The organism is Nocardia sp. NPDC005825, from assembly GCF_040630175.1.
Taxonomy (GTDB): domain Bacteria; phylum Actinomycetota; class Actinomycetes; order Mycobacteriales; family Mycobacteriaceae; genus Nocardia.
In genome coordinates, this window is sequence record NZ_JBEXXC010000002.1 from 753147 (window position 1) to 773653 (window position 20507).

The window sequence follows — 20507 nt, forward strand, 5'->3', positions numbered from 1 at the left end:
CCCATGCCGGCCGAGCCGGATCTGCCCGACAATGTCGTCGACTGGGCGATCGAGCCGCATCGAGCCGTGCTGCTGATCCACGACATGCAGCACTACTTCCTGGAGCCGTTCGAGGACGGATCCGAGCCGCGGAACACGCTGATGCGGAATGTGCGGTGGCTGCGGGAACGCTCTGAGCAGTTGGACATTCCGGTCATGTACACGGCGCAGCCCGGGAGCATGACCCGGGCGCAGCGCGGCCTGCTGCTGGACTTCTGGGGTCCGGGTATGACCGCCCTGCCCGAGGACCGGGGCATCCCGCCCGAGATCGCGCCCGCACTGGGCGATCCGGTTCTCACGAAGTGGCGGGCCAGCGCGTTCCACAACACCGATCTGCTCGAACGACTGCGGCGCCTCGAGCGCGATCAGCTGCTGATCTGCGGTGTGTACGCACACGTCGGCATCCTGCTGACCGCCGCCGACGCGTTCGCGAACAATGTCCAGGCCTTCGTGGTCGCCGACGCCATGGCCGACTTCACGCCCGAGTACCACAAGATGGCCACCGACTATGTGGCGACCCGCTGCGGTCGCGTGGTCACCAGCGCGCAGGTCGACACCGAACTCGCGTTGTACGAGACGAGAGTGCCTTGACCATCGTCGTCCAGCAAAGGCTCGCCGAATTAATCTGTGGTGGACAACCTTTCGCCATGCTCTATCGCCCCGAGAGCGGCCCCGGTGATCGCATCGAGGTCCTCCGGGGCGAGATGCACGAGGTCGGGGCCACCGCGAATCTGCCCGATGCCGAGACGGGCGGCCCGGACAGTCACCAGTTGCTGGCGCTGCTGCCCTACCGCGTGGTCGGCGAACGCGGCTTCGCGCACCCGCCCGACACGGAGCCGGTGTCGTACCTGAAGGTCACCGAGAGCTTCGAGCTCGATCCGGAGGCATTCCGGGCCGCGGTCGCCGAGCGGCGAATCGCCGTGGGCGAGGGCGATTTCGACCTCGACGACCGGGAGTACGCGGCCCTGGTCGCCCGGGTCATCGCCGAGGAGATCGGTAATGGCGCCGGAGCCAACTTCGTCCTGCGGCGCACGTGGCGGGCCGAGATCGAGGACTGGGACGTCGCGGCCGGGCTGGCCCTGTTCGCGCGCCTGCTCACCGGAGAACGCAGTGCGTACTGGACGTTCCTGGTCTACACCGGTGAGCGGATGCTGATCGGCGCGAGCCCGGAACGCCACGTCAGCCTCGATCGCGGCACCGTGGCCATGACACCCATCAGCGGCACCTACCGCTACCCGGCCGGCGGGCCGACGGTCGCGGGTGTGCTGGATTTCCTTGCCGACGGCAAGGAAACCAACGAGCTCTACATGGTGCTCGACGAAGAGCTGAAGATGATGTGCCAAATCTGCGACGCGCCCTATGTGCGGGGCCCGGAACTGCAGGAGATGGCGCATCTCGCCCACACGCGCTACCACATCACCGGGCGCAGTGAACGGGACTATCGGGAGATTCTGCGGGAAACCCTGCTCGCGCCCACGGTCACCGGCAGCCCGCTGGAGAACGCGTGCCGGGTGATCGCCCGCTTCGAGCCGACCGGACGCGGCTATTACGCGGGGGTGGCGGCCCTGATCGGCCTCGACGCCGACGGTTCCCGGCGCATGGATTCGGCGATTCTCATCCGGACGGCCGATATCGACTCCGCGGGCAGCATGCGAATCAGCGTGGGCGCCACCGTCGTTCGTGACTCCGATCCCGACGCGGAGGCGCTGGAGACACGAGCCAAGGCCGCGGGTCTGTTGAACGCCCTGCGGCGGAACGCGGCGCCGACCGGGTATGCGGGCATCGGTGACCACGACGCCATCCGGCAGGCGCTCGGTGCGCGCAACGGTCCGCTCGCGCCGCTGTGGCTGGAACCGTCCGCGCCGTCGCCGGAGCACATCGGTCGCACCGCGGTGATCATCGACGGCGAGGATGCCTTCACCGCGATGGGCGCGAGGATGATGCGGGCGCTCGGATTCGAGATCACCGTGCGCAGATTCGATGCGGCGCTCGATGTTTCACAATTCGACCTCACCGTTGTCGGACCGGGACCGGGGGATCCGCGCGACGCGCGGGATCCGAAGATCGCGCGACTGCGCGAGATCACCGGCGAGCTGCTCGCCACCGGTCAGCCGTTCTTCTCGGTGTGTCTCGGCCATCAGGTGCTGAGCACGGTGCTGGGGCTGCCGGTCCGCCGCCGGGCGGTGTCGAATCAGGGTGTACTGAGGGTGATCGATCTGTTCGGCGCCGCGGAGCCGGTGTACTTCTACAACGCCTTCGAGGCGCACAGCGACAGCGATGCGTTCGAGACCCGCGTCGGGTCCCGGCCGGTGGCCGTGGCCCGTGACCAGCACACGGGTGAAGTGCACGGTCTGCGCGGGGACGGATTCGCCTCGCTGCAGTTCCACCCGGCATCGGTCATGTCCCGCAACGGAAGTCGCATCGTGGCGCGCTTGGTCACGGAATTGTTAACGCCCGCTGAACTGTCGGCCCAGCGGGTTGCTTGGTTAGGTGAGTGCTCACTAAACTAAGGGGCATGAGCTCACCGATCAGGACGCGCATGTCGAAGAGTGCGCGACGCGAACAGGTGCTGGCCGCGGCCATTGCCGAGTTCGCGGCCGGTGGCTATGCGGCGACGTCAACGGAGTCGATTGCCCAGCGGGCCGGAATTTCGCAGGCCTACCTGTTCCGTTTGTTCCCGAACAAGAAGGCGGTCTTTCTCGCGGCGGCGAATCAAGGATTCGACGTGGTGGAGAATACGTTTCGCGCGGCTGCCGAGAAGTGCGCGGACGACGACCGTATGAACGCGATGGCCGACGCCTATATCGATCTACTGGGCGATCGGCAGTCGCTGACCTTTCAACTGCAGGTGTACGCGGCGTCGGCTCTCGACGACGAGATCCGCGCCCTGGCGCGTGAACGCTTCCATCGGCTCTACCGGACGGTGCGCGAACTGTCGGGCAGTGATGCCGGCGGAGCGTTCGACTTCATGGCACAGGGCATGTTGCTGAATGTCACGAGTGTGCTGGAACTGGAACTGTTGAACCCGGACGTCGACGAGTAACGTCCGGGCTACTGGCGGTTTCTCAGCGCAGTCGAATCACGGACTACGCCATAATTCTTCATAAGGAACCACCATGTCGAACACCGACTCTCGTCGTGTGTTGTGGACATTCATTGTCAGCGGAATCGCGATCTTCATGGTTTCGCTGGACAATCTGGTTGTCTTCAACGCGCTCCCGACAATTCGAATGGAACTGCACACCGGCCTGGACGGTCTGCAGTGGATCATCAATTCCTACACGCTGACCGAAGCCGTCCTGCTGCTGGCCGGGGCATCGCTGGGTGACCGATTCGGCCGGAAGCGCACCTTCGTGGTGGGCATGGTCGTCTTCACCGCCGCGTCCGCGGCCTGCGCGCTGTCCACGTCGATCGGCGCGCTGATCGCGGCCCGGGCGGTGCAGGGCGTCGGCGCGGCCATCGTCATCCCGCTGACCTTGACGCTGCTGGCCCAGGCGGTCCCGCCGGCCAAGCGCGGCGCGGCCATCGGCATGTGGAGCGCCATGAGCGGCCTCGCGGTCGGCCTCGGCCCGGTCGTCGGCGGCGCGATCACGAATTACGCGTCGTGGCAATGGATCTTCTGGATCAACGTGCCGATCGGTGCGGTGCTCATCCCACTCGCGATCACGCTGGTGGGGGAGAGCTTCGGCACGAGTGCCCGGCTCGACCTGGTGGGCAATGCCCTGGTCGCCCTCGGCCTGCTCGGCATCGTGTTCGGTCTGATCCGCGGCAATGATCATGGCTGGACCAGTGCCGGCGTCGTCGGCTCGCTCGCGGGCGGCGCGCTGCTGCTGATCGTTTTCGTGGTGTGGATCAACCGGGTCTCCGAGCCGATGGTGCCGCCGGTGATCTTCACCAGCCGCGGCTTCGGCTTGACCGCCCTGGTGGCGCTCGGCATGTCGGTCGGCATGTTCGGCGCGGTGTTCTTCCTGGTGCAGTTCCTGCAGACGGTCCAGCACTACTCCGCGCTGTCGGCGGGTGTGCACACTCTGGCCTGGACGGCGATGCCGACCTTCACGGCGCCGATCGCGGGCATTCTCATCGACAAGATCGGTGGCAAGCCGATTCTGGTGACGGGTCTGCTGCTGCAGGCGATCGGCCTGGGCTGGCTGGCCGCTGTCACCACCCCTGATGTCTCCTACGCGGTGCTCGTTCCGTGCTTCGTCATCAGCGGCGCGGGCATGGGCCTGTTCTTCCCGCCGATCGCCCGCCTCGCGCTGGAATATGTTGCGCCGCAGTACGAAGGCGTCGCCTCGGGTGTCTCGAGCGCACTGCGCTACTTCGGCACGGTGCTCGGAATCGCCGTGCTGGGCGCGGTGTTCGCCGCCCACGGCAGCTATGCGAACCGGCAGGCCTTCACCGACGGTTACGTCCCCGCCCTCTGGTGGGCGTGCGGCTTCCTGACCGTGAGCGTGATCGTCGCGCTCCTGCTCCCGCGCCGCAACGAGCGGCCCGACCTCGGCGCGTCCACGGACACCGCCGAGATCGCGCCGTCCGCCGCCGAATCCGTAACGACTCATTGACCTCAACTGCTCGAAAGGGGCGAAGCAGTGCTCGAACGACTGGGTTACTTCATCCACCGCAGACGATTGCTGGTGCTGGCCGTGTCGGCGGTCATCGCCGTCCTGTCGGGAATCTACGGGCTCGGAGTGTTCGGCGACATGGTCCCGAACGGCTTCGAGGCCCGCGGCTCCGACAGCCGGAAAGCGGCCGAGCTGGCCGACAAGTCGCTGGCCCAGCGCAGCCCCGACGCGGTGATCATCTATCGCAGCGGGGACCGCACCGTCGACGACCCGGCGTTCCGCAAGTCCGTCGAGGACGTGCTGGACGGACTCCCGAACACCGCGGTCACCGGATCGGTCGATTACTGGCGCACCGGGATGCAGGAGCTGGTCAGCCACGACCGGCACGCGACCTACGCGCTGCTCAATTTCGTCGGTGACGATGACAACGCCAAGCAGGACAGCTACCTGAAGATCAAGGACAGGCTCTCCGCTCCGGGTCTGCAGACCGTCCGCGGCGGAAACACGCCCGCCGGATACGAAGCCGGCGATCAGGTCGGCACGGATCTCGGCCTGGCCGAGGGGCTGTCGTTCCCGGTCCTGTTCATCTTCCTGGTGGTCGTGTTCGGCGGATTCGTCGCCGCCAGCCTGCCGCTGGCGGTCGGCGGGCTGTCGATCCTCGGCTCGATGGCGGTCCTGCGCGTCTTCGCGCAGTTCACCGACATCTCCGTCTTCGCAATGAGTTTGGTGACCATTCTGGGCCTGGCCGTCGCCATCGACTACGGCCTGTTCATCGTGAGCCGCTACCGCGAGGAGATGGAACAGGGCCGCACCGGCGGTGACGCGCTGGCCCGCACCTTGGCGACCGCGGGTCGCACCGTCGCGGTCTCCGGCATCACGGTCGCGGTCGCGCTCGCCTCGATGAGCTTCTTCCCCTTCGTGTTCCTGAAGTCGATGGCCTACGGCGGTGTGGCGGCCGTGCTGCTGTCGATGTTCTTCTCGCTGGTGGCCCTGCCCGCGGCCCTGTCCCTGCTGGGGCACCGCATCAATGCGCTGTCGCTGTGGAAGCAGCGGTCGGTGATTCCGAGCGCCACCGGATTCTGGTACCGCCTGGCCCAGGGCGTCATGCGCCGGCCGGTGCTCATCGCGACGGCCGCCATCGCACTGCTGCTGGTGCTGGCCGCGCCCGTGCTGCGCATCGAGTTCGGCGTGAACGACGCACGGCAGCTGCCGGATTCGGCGCAGGGCCGTCAGGTCTTCACCATGCTCGAGAAGGATTTCCCGAGTGGGGCGGCGAAAACCATCGACGCCGTCATCATGCTGCCCGCGGGTGCGGACACGCCGAATCAGCAAGCCGCACTGACGGATTACGCCCGCCGACTGGGCGGCGTCCCCGGCGCCGGGCGAGCCGAGATCACGGGCGCCCAGGGCACGGTCGCCCGAGTGTCGGTGGCCTACGAGGGCGCGGCGGTGTCCAAGCCGAGCCGCGAACTGCTGCACCGGCTGCGTGATCAGCCCGCACCCGCCGGCGCGTCGGTGTATTTCGGCGGCGAGACCGCCACCTACGACGACACGCTGAACCGGCTCGGTGACGCGCTGCCCGCCATGCTGATCTACATCGCCGTCGTCACCTACCTGCTGCTGTTCCTGGCGTTCGGCTCGGTGCTGCTGCCGCTGAAGGCGATCGTGATGAATCTGCTGTCGCTGTCGGCGACCTTCGGCGTGCTGGTCTTGATCTTCCAGGACGGTCACCTCTCCGGTCTGCTCGGATTCCAGTCCACCGGCAATATCGAACCGAACATGCCGATCATGTTGTTCGCCTTGATCTTCGGCCTGTCGATGGACTACGAGGTCTTCCTGCTGTCGCGGGTGCGCGAGCAGTACGACGCCCTCGGCGACCCGACCGCGGCGGTGGCCACCGGAGTGCAGCGCACGGGCCGGCTCATCACCAGTGCCGCGCTGCTGATGTGCGTGCCGCTCGCGGCGATGGCCTCCAGCAAGGTGCTGACCATGATCCTGTTCGGTGTGGGCATGGTCGTAGCGATCGTGCTGGACGCCACCGTGGTTCGCATCCTGCTCGTCCCGGCCATCATGCGGCTGCTCGGCAGCGCCGGCTGGTGGGCCCCGGCTCCGCTGCGCCGGCTCTACGAACGCTTCGGAATCCGTGAATCCGACGGCGACGCCGAGGTCGAGCAGCCCGCCATCGAGTCCGAACCAGCGGTCTCCGGCACCCCGTCCTGACCCGACAAATCCCAGCAACAGAAAGAAGAGGCCCGTCATGCCCGCTCTGCCCTGGACCACCGGAACCCACACCCCCGCGACCGGTGATCAGCTCCACGTCCTCACCTCGCGGCTGCCGCTGCGCAGCTACGCCGACGTGCCCCGATTCCTCTACTGGACGATGCGGATCCGCGGCCAGCTGCAGTCCGCGCCCGGCTGCGTCGGGTTCGCCCTGGACGCGAAGCTGATCACCAAGACCTTCTGGACCCTGTCCGCATGGTCGGACAAGGAGGCCATGGACAACTTCGCGCACAGCGGAACCCACGCGAAGATGCTCGCCGACATGAAGGGCCGCATCGGCGATCCCACCTTCGTGGACTCGACCGCGACCACGCAGGACATTCCGCTGTCGTGGTCGGATGCCCGGGTGCGAATCCAGAAGCTGCTGCCCTGAGGGCCGCGCGGCGGAGAACAGAGGATCGGTTGTGGCTCAGAAGATTCGTTTGATCAGTGAGTTCCCCTTCTCGGCCGGAGAACTCCACGGCGCGATGGTCAGCGCCGAGTACTGGCGGGCGCGGGTCGCGGAGCTGGACGGCCCGCACGCCGAACTGTCGGTCCGGCACGATGCGGGTGCGGTGATCGCGACAGTATCCAAACCGCTTGCGGCGGACCGGATCCCGCCTCGGCTGTCGAAGGCGTGGCCGGCCGGTCTGCGCCTGGACTACTCCGAGCGTTGGTCGCCGTTCGTGGACGGAACGGCCCGGGCCGAGGTGCGCGCCGCCATCTCGGCCATCGGCACGATGTCCGGTTCCTACGAACTGCGCGAGACCGCGGACGGGTGCCTCTGCGAGTACGTGGTGACCGTCGAATCGGGAATTCCCATGGCCGGACGGCTGATTGCGGGGGCCTTCGCCAAGGGCGTCATCGAGGACTCCGGCGCGGTGGACGCGTTCACCGAGCGCTGGCTGAAATCACGGGGTGGGGTGCTTCCCGGTGGCGCATGACCTGTTCGCCACCTGGACCCGGCGCATGCGCCCCGCCGCGCCGGGGCAACCCACCCTGGTGTGTTTTCCGCCCGGCGGGGGAGCGGCGGGCGGGTATCGGGCGCTGGCGAACCACATCGTCGACGGCGTCGCGGTCTACGCGGTCCAGTATCCCGGCCGTCGCGATCGCATCAGCGAGCCGCCGATCACCTCGTTGACCGAACTCGCCGATCATGTGGCCGAGGCCTTGGAACCATTGCTGGACCGTGAGCTGGCCTTCTTCGGCCACAGCATGGGCGCCACCGTCGCTTTCGAAACAGCTCTGCGGCTCGAGGCGCGCGGCCGCCGCCTGCGCACGTTCTTCGTGTCCGGGCGGACCGCTCCCTCCGAGCCGCCGCCGGGGACGACGATCGACACGGACGACGCCACCTTGATCGCCGAAATGGAGCGCTTGGCGAACGATCCGCGGTCGGTGGCCGTGCTGCGCACCGATGCCGCGCTCGCCGCCGCGGTGCTGCCCTCGATTCGCAATGACTACCACGCGATCGAGAGCTACGTCCACACGCCCGGCGAACCGCTGCGGTGTCCGATCGTCGGGCTCACCGGCGCCGATGATCCCGTGGTCACCCCCGCGCAGCTCGAACGCTGGCGCACCCACACCACCGGGGCGTTCGAGCTGCATATCTTCCCCGGCACGCACTTCTACCTCGACGCTCGACCCGCGGAGATCGCGCATGTGATCAATTGCTGTATCTGAGTGCCGCTCTCGCGCCTCTGTATTCGTGAGAGGCAGTATCGAGACTCGGAGGGATTGCGGTGACCGGTCCACGGATGACGGCCGACGAACGTCGGCAGCAGATCACCGTCGCGGCGGTCGAGGTGTTCGCCGCCCATGGCTACGCCGCGGCCTCCACCGACGCGATCGCTCGGTGCGTCGGGGTTTCCCAGCCGTACGTCGTCCGGTTGTTCTCCAGCAAGCCGGCGATCTTCATCGCCGCTGCCGAGCACGTGTTCGGTCATGTCGAACGGCAGCTGTCCGACGTGTCGCGGCAGACCGGCGCTCCGCGCGGGACGGTCGCGGACGAGACCTGCCGTCGTCTGCTCGAGGACGAGACCGTCGTCCGATTCCTGGTGCAGCTCTACAGCATCGCGTGCGTCGACGAGGAGATCGCGCGGGCCACGACCGACGGCTTCGCCCGGGTGGGCGTCCTGCTCCTCGACTCGCTGGAGGGCGATGTTTCGAGGGCGAACGCGCTGCTCGGCGAAATGCTGGTGCGGACGATCGGCTTTCGAGCCCGCGTGTCCTGAGATTTGCCCGGCTACCTCTTTCGAAGTACGCCATTACCTCCAAAGTGGACTCCAGTCCTCGCGTCCGCGCCCATAGCCTGGGAGCGAGTCTTGTTGCGAAAGACAAAGGTTGAACATGGCCGAGGACATCAGGGACGAGCGAGTTCGGGAACTCGTGTCGTCGTGTGTACACGGCAGTCCGGAAGCGTGGCGAATACTGGTCGACGCCTATTCGCCGCTGGTGTGGACCATCATCGCATCGTTCCGATTGTCGAAACACGACTCCGAAGACATCTACCAGTCGACGTGGGTGAATGTGGTGCGTCATCTGGGCGCACTGCGCGCACCGGAATCATTGAAAGCCTGGCTGACCACGACCACCCGCCGAGAATGCCTGAAGCACACGGCGACCGAGACCGGACGGCTGACAGCCCAGCCCGATGACGTATCCGAATTCGCCGATCAGTACGAAACGGTGGCCGACCACGTCGCGCGGATTGCCGCCGTCCGCGACGTCCGCGCCGCGCTTCGTCGACTGCCGGCCCGCGACCAGCTATTGCTCGAGACATTGATGACCGATGCCGCTCCGAGCTATGACCGTGTCAGTGCCCAATTGGGCGTTCCGCGCGGATCGATCGGCCCATTGCGCGGGCGCGCGCTGAATCGCTTGCGCGCACTGCTCCCGCCCGATGCCGCGAGCTGGGTGGCCTGAATCAGCCGGACCACCGGATCGATAAGCCTCGGCGTGGCTCCGCCGCGTCGCTGATCGCGTTTCTGTTCCTCGAAACATCCTGCCTGGAGTAGTCAATGTTCACGCGCATCGCCATCGTCAACCGCGGAGAGGCCGCCCGTCGCCTGATCCACGCGGTCCGGGAGTTCAACGCCCAGCATCGCGATCGGGAGCCGCTGCGCACCATCGCGCTCCACACCGACGGTGAACGGCAGGCGGGGTTCGTTCGCGCCGCCGACGAGCGCTACTGCTTGGGACCGGCCGCGGCCCGCCCGTACCTGGACATGGCGGTGCTCGAGCGGGCGCTGACCGAATCCGGCGCCGACGCGGCCTGGGTCGGTTGGGGATTCGTCGCGGAGGATCCGGCTTTCGCCGAGCTGTGCGACCGGCTCGGCGTCACGTTCATCGGTCCGAGCGCGGCGGCGATGCGGGCCCTCGGCGACAAGATCGGCGCCAAGCTGCTGGCCGAGCAGGTCGGCGTGCCGGTGGCCGCGTGGAGTCGCGGGCCCGTCGAATCGCTCGACGGCGCGCTGAGTGCGGCCGATGCGATCGGCTACCCGTTGATGCTCAAGGCGACGGCCGGCGGCGGTGGCCGCGGCATCCGGATCGTCGCGACGCCACAGGAGTTGCGCGAGGCCTACGCGCGGACCAGGGACGAGGCGGCGCGGTCGTTCGGCAACGGGACCGTCTTTCTGGAGCGGCTGGTCTCCGGCGCCCGGCACATCGAAGTGCAGGTGATCGCCGACTCGCACGGTACAGCCTGGGCGCTGGGTGTGCGCGACTGCACCGTGCAGCGGCGCAACCAGAAGATCATCGAGGAATCCGCCTCGCCGCTGCTGGACGCCGAACAGATAGCGACGGTCAAGGATTCGGCCGAGCGGCTGGCCCAGACGGTCGGCTACTGCGGCGCCGCGACGGTGGAATTCCTCTATCAGCCGCAGGAGCGGCTGTTCGCCTTCCTCGAAGTCAATACCCGGCTGCAGGTCGAGCACCCGGTCACCGAGCTGACCACCGGGATCGATCTGGTGAAAGCCCAATTGGAAGTCGCGGCCGGAATGCCCCTGCGCGGCGACAAGCCGCGTGAGCGTGGCCATGCGATCGAGGCCCGCCTCAATGCCGAGGACGCCGACCGTGACTTCGCGCCCGCGCCGGGCCGGATCGAGATGCTGCGCTGGCCCGTCGGTCCCGGCCTGCGCATCGACACCGGCGTGGTCGACGGTGATGAGATCCCCTCCGATTTCGACTCGATGATCGCGAAGATCATTGCCTACGGCCGGAATCGAGGCGAGGCGATCGCGCGCCTGCGCCGGGCGGTGGCCGAGACGACGGTCGTCATCGAGGGCGGCGCGACCAACAAGGGCCTGCTGATGTCCCTGCTGGAGGCTCCCGAGGTGGTGAACGCCACCGCCGACACCCGATGGGTCGACCGAGCCCGCGCCGCAGGCGAGCTGCAAGCCGTCCAGCGCGCGGGGATCGCGCTCGCGGCGGCGGCCATCGCCGGGTACGAGGAAGACGAGGCCGCCGGGCGGATTCGCCTGTGGGAGACCGGACGAGGAGGACGCCCGCAGGTCCTCGAGGAAGCGCTGCGAGCCGTCGAGGTGAAACTCGCCGGCCGGAATCACCGGGTGATCGCGGCCAAGACGGGCGGGAACAGCTTCCACGTCGGAATCGGTGACGACATCGACTTCGATGTTGAATTCGTCCGGATCGACACGCACTCCAGCCAGCTCCGCGTCGGCGACGAGCTGTACCACGTCGTGACGGCCACCCACGGCACCGTGCAGGTCATCGAGGTCGATGGTGTCGCGCACCGGGTGAGCCGCGATGAAGGCGGTGCGATGCGGGCGCCCGCCCCCGCGCTCGTGGTCGCGACCCCGGTCGCCGAGGGCGCCGTAGTTGCCGCGGGCACACCGGTTCTCGTCCTCGAGAGCATGAAAATGGAGACCGTGCTCCCCGCGCCGTTCGACGCGCGCGTCCGCAAGCTGCTGGTGGCCGCGGGCAGTCAGGTATCGACCGGCATGCTGCTGGCGCAACTCGAGGTCCTGGAGGAGGGGGCCACCGAGGCGGCGCCGCAGGAGCCCGTCGATCTGATGTTGCCCGAGTCGGACGAGCCGTCCCCGGCGGTGCGCGCCGCGCGGGCACTGCGGGAGATCTCCGGTGTCATCCTCGGTTTCGACGGTGCGCTCGAGGCCGAATCGGCGGCGACGCGCTACTTTCGGGACCGCAGCGATCTGGTCGCCGACGCGGGCGCGCCGCTGGCGGCAGAAGCCGAGCTGATCGAAGCGTTCTGCGACATAGCGGAACTGTGCGACCCGCGCCCGGAAGAGGACTCGCACCGCTCGCGGCGGGAGCAGTTGCACATCTACCTGCAGACCCTCGATGCCAACCGGGGTCGTCTGACGACAGGTTTCCGGCAGGCCCTGGCCAGTGCGCTGGGCCGCTACGCGGTCGACGGTGTGGACCGGTCGCCGGAACTGGAAGCGGCGGTCTACCGAATCGTGCTGGCCACCCGGCGGTTCGACGACTCCGGCCACGTCATGCAGGAGCTGCTGAAGGTGTGGCTCAGTGAGCCTCGCCCCCACGATGAGAGTCTTCGGCCCGCGCTGGAGCGACTGATCCGGGTCGGCGCGGCCCGCACTCCGGTGCTCGCCGATCTCGCCCGCAGCGTCGAATTCCGGTGGTACCTGCACCCCGAGACCGAGGCGGCGAAGGCGAGCGCGCTCGCCGGGGTACCCGACGAACTGCGCATCCTCGCCGGTCTGCCGGACTTGCCCGAACGGACGCGGCGCATCGCGGCGATCGCCGACATCGCCGAGTCGCTGGACCATCTCGTCACCGCTCGTCTCCAGCGCGACAGCCACCTTCCGGTGGATCCCCTGCTGGAGGTGCTGTGCCGTCGCCGCTACGGCGAGCAGAACCTCCGCGACGTGCGCACGGTGACCACCGCGGGCCGAGCCTTCGTGCTCTGCGACTACGAGCTGGAACTGCGCCCGGGCAACACCGTGCCGACGACCTGCGTGGCCACCATGGGGCGGATGAGCGACCTGCGGGACGGTCCGTCCGGTACCGCCATGGCCGCACTGCGCGGTCTGCTGGCGGGCGCGCCCGCCGACCACGTTCGAGTGGCCGACATCCTGCTGGCGTGGGCCGACGCCCCGGATTCCATCGAGGAACGGGCCCGGGGACTGCTGGACGCGTTGGCAGACGCCGGACTGGCCTCGGACGCGCGTCGCATCACGGTGGCTCTCGCGCCGCCGCACGACGGCCCGGTGGAACACTTCACCTTCCGCAGCCGCGGCGGTGAATTGGTGGAGGACACCGTGATCCGGGGTGCGCACCCACTGGTGGGCCGCCGATTGCACCTGTGGCGACTGCGCAACTTCCACCTCGACCGGCTGCCCGCGCCACCGGACATGATCGTGTATCACGCGGTCGCCAAGGACAACTCGTCCGACGAGCGGTTGGTGGCGCTCGCGCAGGTCCGCAGGTTCGAGCCCGTCCGCGACAGCGCCGGGGCGATCGTCACCGTGCGCGGCACGGAAACGGTGCTCAATGCGTGCGCCGAGGTCGTGGCGCGGGCGCGTCGCGATCTCGATCCGGCCGGGACGAGGTTGGCGCTCAATCACGTGTGGCTCGACATCCGGCCCGTGATCGACGTCGACACCGCGGCGCTGGCGGACTGGCTGCACGTCACCGCACCGCAGATCGTCCGCGCCGGTATCCAGGAAGTCGTCGTGCACGGCCGGGTCCGGCAGTCCGACGGCTCGTACGACTTCCAGGTCACGCGCTTCCGGTACGACCTGACCGGTGGGACCGAGGTCACCGTCGACGCCCCGCCCGCCGAACCCCTTGCCCCGCTGCGTGATTACGACCAGAAGGTGCTGCGGGTACGACGGCGCGGCGCCGTCTACCCGTACGAGATGATCGACCTGGTCCGGGGCCAGGACGGGACGTTCACCGAGCTGGATCTGGCTCCGGACGGGGACGGGTTGATCGAGACCGACCGGCCGCGCGGTCACAACGATGCGGGCATCGTCGTCGGAACCGTGAGCACCCCCACCCGCCTGCATCCGGACGGAATCCGCCGGATCGTGTTGTTCGGCGATCCGTACCGGGAACTGGGGGCGCTCGGCGAGCCCGAATGCGCCCGCATCGACGCCGCACTCGTCCTGGCGGAGCGCGAAGGGCTTCCGCTCGAATGGTATTCGCTGTCCTCGGGTGCGCGGATCTCGATGGACTCCGGCACCGAGAACATGGACTGGGTCGCCCGCGTCCTGCGCCGCATCGTCCGGTTCACCCAGAACGGCGGCGAGATCAATATCGTAGTGGCCGGCATCAATGTCGGCGCCCAGCCGTACTGGAACGCCGAGGCGACGATGCTGATGCACACCCGCGGCATCCTGATCATGACCCCGGCGGGCGCCATGGTGCTCACGGGCAAGCAATCGCTGGACTTCTCCGGCGGGGTGTCCGCGGAGGACAACTTCGGCATCGGCGGCTACGCCCGGGTCATGGGCGCCAACGGCCAAGCACAGTATTTCGCACCGGACCTCGCCGCCGCCCGCGAGATCCTGATGAACCACTACGAGCACACCTACGTCGCTGCCGGCGACGCCGGTCCGCGCCGGGCAACCAGCACCGACCCGGTGAGCCGCGACATCGGTGACTTCCCGCACCACCACCCGGACAGCGAATTCACCACCGTCGGACAGATATTCGGCTCCGACACCAACCCGGACCGCAAGAAGCCGTTCTCCATCCGGGCCGTCCTGCGGGCGGTCTCGGATCAGGACCACCGGCTCTCGGAGCGGTGGGCGGACATGGCCGAGGCCGAGACCGCGGTGGTCACCGACGCCCGCGTCGACGGGTGGCCGGTGTGCCTGATCGGCATCGAATCGGCCCAGGTGGCGCGGCACGGCTTCCCGCCCGCGGACGGACCCGAATCCTTCACCGCGGGAACACTGTTCCCGCTGTCGTCGAAGAAGGTCGCACGGGCGATCAACACCGCCAGCGGCAATCGCCCCGTCGTGGTGCTGGCCAACCTCTCCGGCTTCGACGGGTCACCGGAGTCCATGCGGCGACTGCAACTCGAGTACGGCGCCGAAATCGGCCGTGCCATCGTCAATTTCGACGGCCCGATCGTGTTCTGCGTGATCTCGCGTTACCACGGGGGAGCCTTCGTCGTGTTCTCCAAGGCGCTCAACCCGAACATGACCGTGCTGGCCGTCGAGGGCTCCTTCGCCTCGGTGATCGGCGGCGCTCCCGCCGCCGCGGTGGTGTTCGCCCGCGCCGTCGACGCCCGCACCGCCGCCGACCCGCGGATCCGCGCCCTGCAGGCGGACATCGCCGTGGCGGAGGACGCCGGAAAGCGCGCCGAGCTGGTCACCGAACTCGCCGACCGCCGTGTCGCGGTCCGCGCCGAGCACCTCTCCGCGGTCGGAACCGAATTCGATGGCGTGCACAGCATTCAGCGGGCGGTGCGGGTCGGCTCGGTCGACGCGGTGATCCCGGCGTCCGAACTGCGTGCGCGCATCGCGGCGGCGATAGCCGCCGTCGGGTGAGACCCGGACACCCTCGGACGACTACACAGGAAGGCTTCCCATGACCGAGATGAAGCCCATCATCTCCAGCGTGTCCGACACCGCGCGGTGGGTCGCGGTCTACCGGGCCATCGAATCGGACCGCCCCGACGCCCTGTTCCACGATCCGCTGGCCGGCATGCTCGCCGGTGAGGTCGGCCCGGCGATCGCGGCGGAGACCAGACGGGTGATGGGCGAGCACGGATGGCCGATCGTCGCCCGCACCAAGCTGATCGACGACATGATCACCTCGGCGATCGCCGAGGGGTGCGACCGCGTCGTCAACCTGGCCGCCGGCTTGGACACCAGACCGTACCGGCTCGACCTGCCCAAGGACCTGGTCTGGGTCGAGGCCGATCTGCCCGCGCTGCTGGAAGAGAAGAAGCGACTGCTCGAATGGCAGACGCCGCGCTGCCGACTGATCAGGCGCGGAGTCGATCTCGCCGATCCGATCGCGCGCAAGGTGTTCCTCGCCGACGCCCTGGCAGGTGCGTCACGAGCATTCGTGATCACCGAAGGACTGGTCATGTACCTGCGGCCGGAGGAGGTCCGCGAGCTGTCCTTCGACTTCCGGCGGCGCGAGATCGCCTGGTGGGTCGTCGACATCGTGTCCGTGGTGATCGCCGAGCGTCTGGAGCGCAGCGGCGACGGCTTGCTGAAGAACGCGCCGTTCACCTTCACCCCGGCCAATGGCGTCGCGTTCTTCGAGGAAGACGGATGGGCCGTCCTCGACATCGAGTCGATCTTGCTGGCTGCCGGCCGATTTCGACGCCTCTCACCGCTCTACCGACTCTTCGCCGGGCTACCCCAGCCGAATCCGCGCAAACCCGGAACGATCATCCCGTGGAGCGCCGTCCTTCGCTTGACCCACTGAACCCGTCCGCCTCCCGGCCTCCGCAGCTCCCGGTCAGCAGGGACGTTGATCACGCCGTGGAAGTGGCCGACACGCGCGTGGGTTATATTTTGCCGCAACCGAATTCAAGGCACAGTGGGAGACCATGTGGATCCGCAGTCCGCGCACCAGGGTACGACTCGAGGCGTGAGTTCGTCCGATCACACGCGAGTCTCGATCTACGGTCCCGAGTTCGCGGCCGATCCGCACGGGCACTACCGCTGGATGCGCAGCACCTACGGACCGCTGGTGCCGGTCGAGATATGGCCCGGAGTGCCGGCGACCCTGGTGATCAAGTACGCGACCGCGGTGCAGATCCTCAACGATCCCGTCCACTTTCCGTCCGATCCGAGCATCTGGCAGAAAACCGTGCCCACCGGCATTCCGATCATGCCCATGCTCGAAGCCCGGCCCAATGCCATACGCACTGATGGCAACATCCATGCCCGCTACCGGTGGACGATCAACGACGCGCTCGCGGGGATCGACCTCCACTCTGTGCGGACCATGGTGGAGCGCACCGCCCTGCCGCTGGTCAACGGTTTCTGCGGGGACGGCAAGGCTGACGTACTCGGTCAATACGCCTTCCCGCTCGTCTTCTCGGCCTTCTGCCAGATCGTGGGCTGCCCACCGGAAATCGGTCAGCGCATCGCCGCGGTCAATGCCGCCATGTTCGATGGCGTGGACACCGCGGAAGTGAATCGGCTGATGGGCGACGCGCTGCTCGACCTGACCGCGCTGAAGCGAGCCCAGCCCGCCGACGACGTCGTCACGCGACTGGTCCAGCATCCGGCGGGGCTCAGTGACGAGGAGATGGTGCATCAGTTGGTCCTGCTGTTCGCGGCCGGCGTCGAGCCGGCGGCGAACCTCATCGCCAACACGCTGTTGTTGATGATGACCGACCCCCGATTCACCAGCAGCAGCGTTCAAGGCATCCCGCTGCCCACGCGCGTCGCGATCGACGAGCGTTTGACGTCCGACCCGCCGATGGCGAACTACTGCATCACCTACCCGCAGCATCCGGTCATGCTGGAGAAGGTGTGGCTGCCGGCGCATCAACCGGTCATCATCAGCATGGCTGCCTGCAACACCGACCCGGAGTTGAAGCCCGGTAGCTCTCTCGACAACGGCTGGAACTTGGCGTTCTCGTCCGGCCCGCACGCCTGCCCCGCGCACGCCCGGCCCTTCGGTGTCCTGCTCGCGGAGGACGTCATCGATCAACTGCTGGACTATCTGCCCGAAATGAAACTGGCGGTGGACGTCGCCGATCTCGTCTGGCGGCCCGGGCCGTTCCACCGCGCGCTGACAGCGCTGCCCGTCGAATTTCCGCCGTCGAAGCCGTTTCCGGACCCGCTGGGGTATGCGCCCACGGCGTAGTGACCGGCGGGGCCCTGGCTTTCCGGACAGGGCCCCGCGGCGTGTCAGCGATCGGCCGCTCGCCGAGGTGAGGCGGTCGCGCCTATTTCAGGAATACCGGCAGGCGGTCGTGCCCGTTGGCGATGAAACCGGGCACCGTGCCGAGCTCGTCGGGTGAGACGGCGAGCTTCATGTGCGGGAACGCCTGAAACAGCGCGGGCAGACCCACGAGTGCCTCGAGCCGTGCCAGCGGCGCCCCCGGGCAGCGATGGGGGCCATGCCCGAATGCCATGTGGCCCTTCTCGGTCCGGGTGGGATCGAACTTGCCGACACTGTCGCCGTACACCTTCGGGTCCCGGTTGGCGCCGGCGGGGCACGAGAGGATCGGATCGCCTGCGGTGATCGCCACGTCGCCGAGAACGAAATCCTTCACCGCGTACCGCAGTGGGGCGTGCGCGATCGACGGTTCGAAGCGCAGCGTTTCCTCGATCACGTCTGCCCAGGGCAGACTGCCGTCGAGCACGGCACCCAGGTGGTCCGGGTGGGTGAGCAACAGGAAGATCGCTTGGTCGAGCAGGTCCACGGTCGTCTCGTGCCCGGCGTTGATCGTCAGATAGAGCGTCCCGATGAGCTCCTCGATGCTGAAAACCGTTGCGGGATCGTCCGCGTGGGCGATGAGGGTGCTGGTCAAGTCCTCGGCCGGATTGTCGCGACGGTACGCGACGAGGTCCTGCAGGAGCCCGATCATTGCCTGGTAGTTCGCTACGGCTTCCGCTTCGCTCAGAGCGACGTCGAAGATTCCGTCCACGCATTTCCGCAACGGCTCGATCAGGTCCTCGGGGACGCCCATCAGCTCGTTGATCACACGCAGCGGTAGCGGGTAGGCGAAATGCTGGCGGATATCGATGGGTTCACCACTGGTCCGGGCATCCAGCCCTTGCACCAGGTCCTCGGCGATCGCCTGGATGCGCGGCTCCAGCGCCGCGGTGCGCCGGTCGGTGAACGCCGGCACCAGCGGGGCGCGGAGCCGACGGTGATCCGGCCCATAGGCGGTGAACATGGACCACGTGTTCACCCAGTTGAGGAGCGGGAACTCCTTGCCGATCCTGCCGTCCCGGAACGCTGGCCAATGCTGGCGCGGGTCCTTGGAAACCATGGAGCTGGAAAGGATCTCCTTGAGCATGGCCGTATCGGTCACCGACCAGGCGGGCACTCCTCCCGGGAGCAAGACCTCGGTGACCGGTCCCCGCTCGCGGATGCGGGCGATCTCACCCTGAATGTCGGGTCCTTCGGGGTCGAGGACGATGGGGTCGTCGGTGTGGCTCTGCATGTGAACTCCAATCTGACCGTGAACCCTGCCTGCGGCGGCATGTGTGTTGCCCCGCGGCTTCCGGGCCTTCACAAAAGTAGCCGATGTCGTTGGTTGGCAACGGTTTCCGGGAGATTCCTCACTCGGCGAACGACTGCGGCGACGGCGCGATGTCGGGAAGTCGCACCGGCAGTGATTCCAGGGCGCCCATGGAATTCGGGGCCGTCGGATAGACGGAATCCATCAGTCGTTTCGAAATGGAAATGATTAACTCTCCGGCGATGGGCCGAGAGGTTCGGCCGCACGCTCGATCGAAGGGTTTTCCCGCATGCGCACTCTCCTTGCGGCAGTTGGCATTGCCACGGCACTGACCGTCGGAGCCGGACACGCGGCAGCCGCCCCGCTCCCCACCCTCGCCGCCCCGATCGCCGAGACCGGCTCCGCCACCGGGTCAGCGGGTGCACTGCAGTTCCTCGGCAACCTCCTCGCCTGCCTCCTCCCGCCTTCTCCCGGTTGCACAGCGGGAGGACATAATTCCGAAGTCTCGTAACACCGCTACGGACCGCAGGCGGCGCGGTGGCTTGTGCGCGAGTATCCGACCTGGTCTGCGCGGTTCGCCATCAGTGCAGGGTGAAGTAGGTGAGGCTGGCGAGTCCGGCGGTGAGGCAGTAGATCGCGAACGGGGTCAGGGTTCGGGTCTCGAAGTAGGCGGTGAGGAATTTGACGGAGAGGTAGGCGAGTACACCCGCGACGGCCGAACCGGCGAGGGCTGGGCCGAGGATGGCGTGGTTTTCGGGTTTGAACAGTTCAGGGGTTTTGAGTACGCCGGCGGCGAGGATGACCGGCGTGGCGAGCAGGAACGCGAATCGGGCGGAGTCCTCATGGCGTAAGCCCTTGAACAGGCCTGCGGCGATCGTCACGCCGGAGCGACTGATCCCGGGGAGCAGTGCCGCGATCTGGGCGGCGCCGATCCCGACAGCGGCGGAGACGCTCAGCCGCGACAGCTTGATATCGGAGGCGCGGTCGGGATCGGTGACCGGCAGCACCATGGTCTCCATGGCGGAGAGGTCCGCGGCGGCGCCGGTAGGTGTCAGGACCGAATCGGGGCGTGGTGCTCGCTTGCGCAGGAGCTCGGCCGCGAGCAGCACTACTCCGTTGAGCGCCAAGAAGATCGAGGTCGGGATCGGTGTGCCGAGATAGTTGCGCACAGCCTTCTCGAGAGCGAGGCCGGCGAGCCCGACAGGAATCGTGGCCAGGATCAGCAGCACCCCGAGCCGGGCTTCGGGCGTGCGGATGCTGCGGGTGCGTACGACGTCCCAGAGCCCGCCGAGGATGCGCACCCATTCTCGCCAGAAGAACACCACCAGTGCTAGAGCGGTGGCCACGTGCATGGCTACGAGTAACGCCAGGTACGGAGAGTCCTTGGCCGACATGTCCAGATCGCGGGCCCATCGGCCACCGACCCAGGCCGGAACCAAGATACTGTGCCCGAGGCTCGAAATGGGGAACAGCTCACTGACGCCTTGCAATGCGCCGACGGCGACCGATTCCAGATAGCTGATAGCCATGCA

At 67.7% G+C, this 20507-nt stretch carries 15 protein-coding genes; 13 read left to right on the forward strand and 2 right to left on the reverse strand.

Annotation, left to right across the window (positions count from 1 at the left end):
- Positions 1 to 3 precede the first annotated feature (3 nt).
- The 13 genes from ABZ382_RS08090 (at position 4) to ABZ382_RS08150 (ending at position 17648) form a co-directional block, all read left to right on the forward strand.
- The gene (locus ABZ382_RS08090) at positions 4 to 630 is read left to right on the forward strand and encodes an isochorismatase family protein (RefSeq protein ID WP_357085617.1); all 627 of its coding nucleotides are present in this window, start codon (positions 4 to 6) and stop codon (positions 628 to 630) included.
- Complete coding sequence (locus tag ABZ382_RS08095) at positions 627 to 2549, forward strand: anthranilate synthase family protein (protein WP_357085619.1); 1923 nt, start codon at positions 627 to 629, stop codon at positions 2547 to 2549. The genes ABZ382_RS08090 and ABZ382_RS08095 overlap by 4 nt, the downstream gene beginning before the upstream one ends.
- A 5-nt stretch (positions 2550 to 2554) precedes the next feature.
- Positions 2555 to 3082, forward strand: a complete 528-nt coding sequence (locus tag ABZ382_RS08100) for a TetR/AcrR family transcriptional regulator (RefSeq protein ID WP_357085621.1) — start codon at positions 2555 to 2557, stop codon at positions 3080 to 3082.
- A 73-nt stretch (positions 3083 to 3155) separates the two neighbouring features.
- Positions 3156 to 4601: an MFS transporter gene (locus ABZ382_RS08105; protein ID WP_357085623.1), complete on the forward strand. Its 1446-nt coding sequence runs from the start codon at positions 3156 to 3158 to the stop codon at positions 4599 to 4601.
- 27 nt (positions 4602 to 4628) lie between these two features.
- Positions 4629 to 6821: an MMPL family transporter gene (locus ABZ382_RS08110; RefSeq protein ID WP_357085625.1), complete on the forward strand. Its 2193-nt coding sequence runs from the start codon at positions 4629 to 4631 to the stop codon at positions 6819 to 6821.
- Positions 6822 to 6858: 37 nt separating this feature from the next.
- Positions 6859 to 7254, forward strand: coding sequence for a hypothetical protein (locus ABZ382_RS08115; RefSeq protein ID WP_357085626.1), 396 nt, complete (start codon positions 6859 to 6861; stop codon positions 7252 to 7254).
- 31 nt (positions 7255 to 7285) lie between these two features.
- Positions 7286 to 7804, forward strand: coding sequence for a DUF2505 domain-containing protein (locus ABZ382_RS08120; protein WP_357085628.1), 519 nt, complete (start codon positions 7286 to 7288; stop codon positions 7802 to 7804).
- Complete coding sequence (locus ABZ382_RS08125) at positions 7794 to 8540, forward strand: alpha/beta fold hydrolase (protein ID WP_357085630.1); 747 nt, start codon at positions 7794 to 7796, stop codon at positions 8538 to 8540. Before ABZ382_RS08120 ends, ABZ382_RS08125 begins: the two co-directional genes overlap by 11 nt.
- A gap of 59 nt (positions 8541 to 8599) precedes the next feature.
- Positions 8600 to 9091 carry a TetR/AcrR family transcriptional regulator gene (locus ABZ382_RS08130; protein ID WP_357085632.1) on the forward strand — a complete coding sequence of 164 codons (492 nt, stop codon included), beginning with the start codon at positions 8600 to 8602 and terminating at the stop codon, positions 9089 to 9091.
- 115 nt (positions 9092 to 9206) lie between these two features.
- Positions 9207 to 9782 (forward strand): sigma-70 family RNA polymerase sigma factor, encoded by a 576-nt coding sequence (locus ABZ382_RS08135; protein ID WP_357085634.1) that lies wholly within the window; start codon positions 9207 to 9209, stop codon positions 9780 to 9782.
- Positions 9783 to 9877: 95 nt separating this feature from the next.
- Entirely contained in the window at positions 9878 to 15361 is a 5484-nt protein-coding gene (locus ABZ382_RS08140; protein WP_357085636.1) for a carboxyl transferase domain-containing protein, read from the forward strand.
- Positions 15362 to 15401: 40 nt separating this feature from the next.
- The gene (locus tag ABZ382_RS08145; protein WP_357085638.1) at positions 15402 to 16253 is read left to right on the forward strand and encodes an SAM-dependent methyltransferase; all 852 of its coding nucleotides are present in this window, start codon (positions 15402 to 15404) and stop codon (positions 16251 to 16253) included.
- A gap of 243 nt (positions 16254 to 16496) precedes the next feature.
- Positions 16497 to 17648: a cytochrome P450 gene (locus ABZ382_RS08150; protein ID WP_357085640.1), complete on the forward strand. Its 1152-nt coding sequence runs from the start codon at positions 16497 to 16499 to the stop codon at positions 17646 to 17648.
- Positions 17649 to 17730: 82 nt separating this feature from the next.
- Here the strand turns inward: ABZ382_RS08150 and ABZ382_RS08155 are convergent, their stop codons facing one another.
- Both ABZ382_RS08155 and ABZ382_RS08160 read right to left on the reverse strand, forming a co-directional pair.
- On the reverse strand, positions 17731 to 18825 hold the full coding sequence (locus tag ABZ382_RS08155; protein WP_357085641.1) for a cytochrome P450: 1095 nt from the start codon (positions 18823 to 18825) through the stop codon (positions 17731 to 17733).
- A 731-nt stretch (positions 18826 to 19556) separates the two neighbouring features.
- Complete coding sequence (locus tag ABZ382_RS08160) at positions 19557 to 20504, reverse strand: undecaprenyl-diphosphate phosphatase (protein ID WP_357085643.1); 948 nt, start codon at positions 20502 to 20504, stop codon at positions 19557 to 19559.
- Between the last annotated feature and the right edge of the window lie 3 nt (positions 20505 to 20507).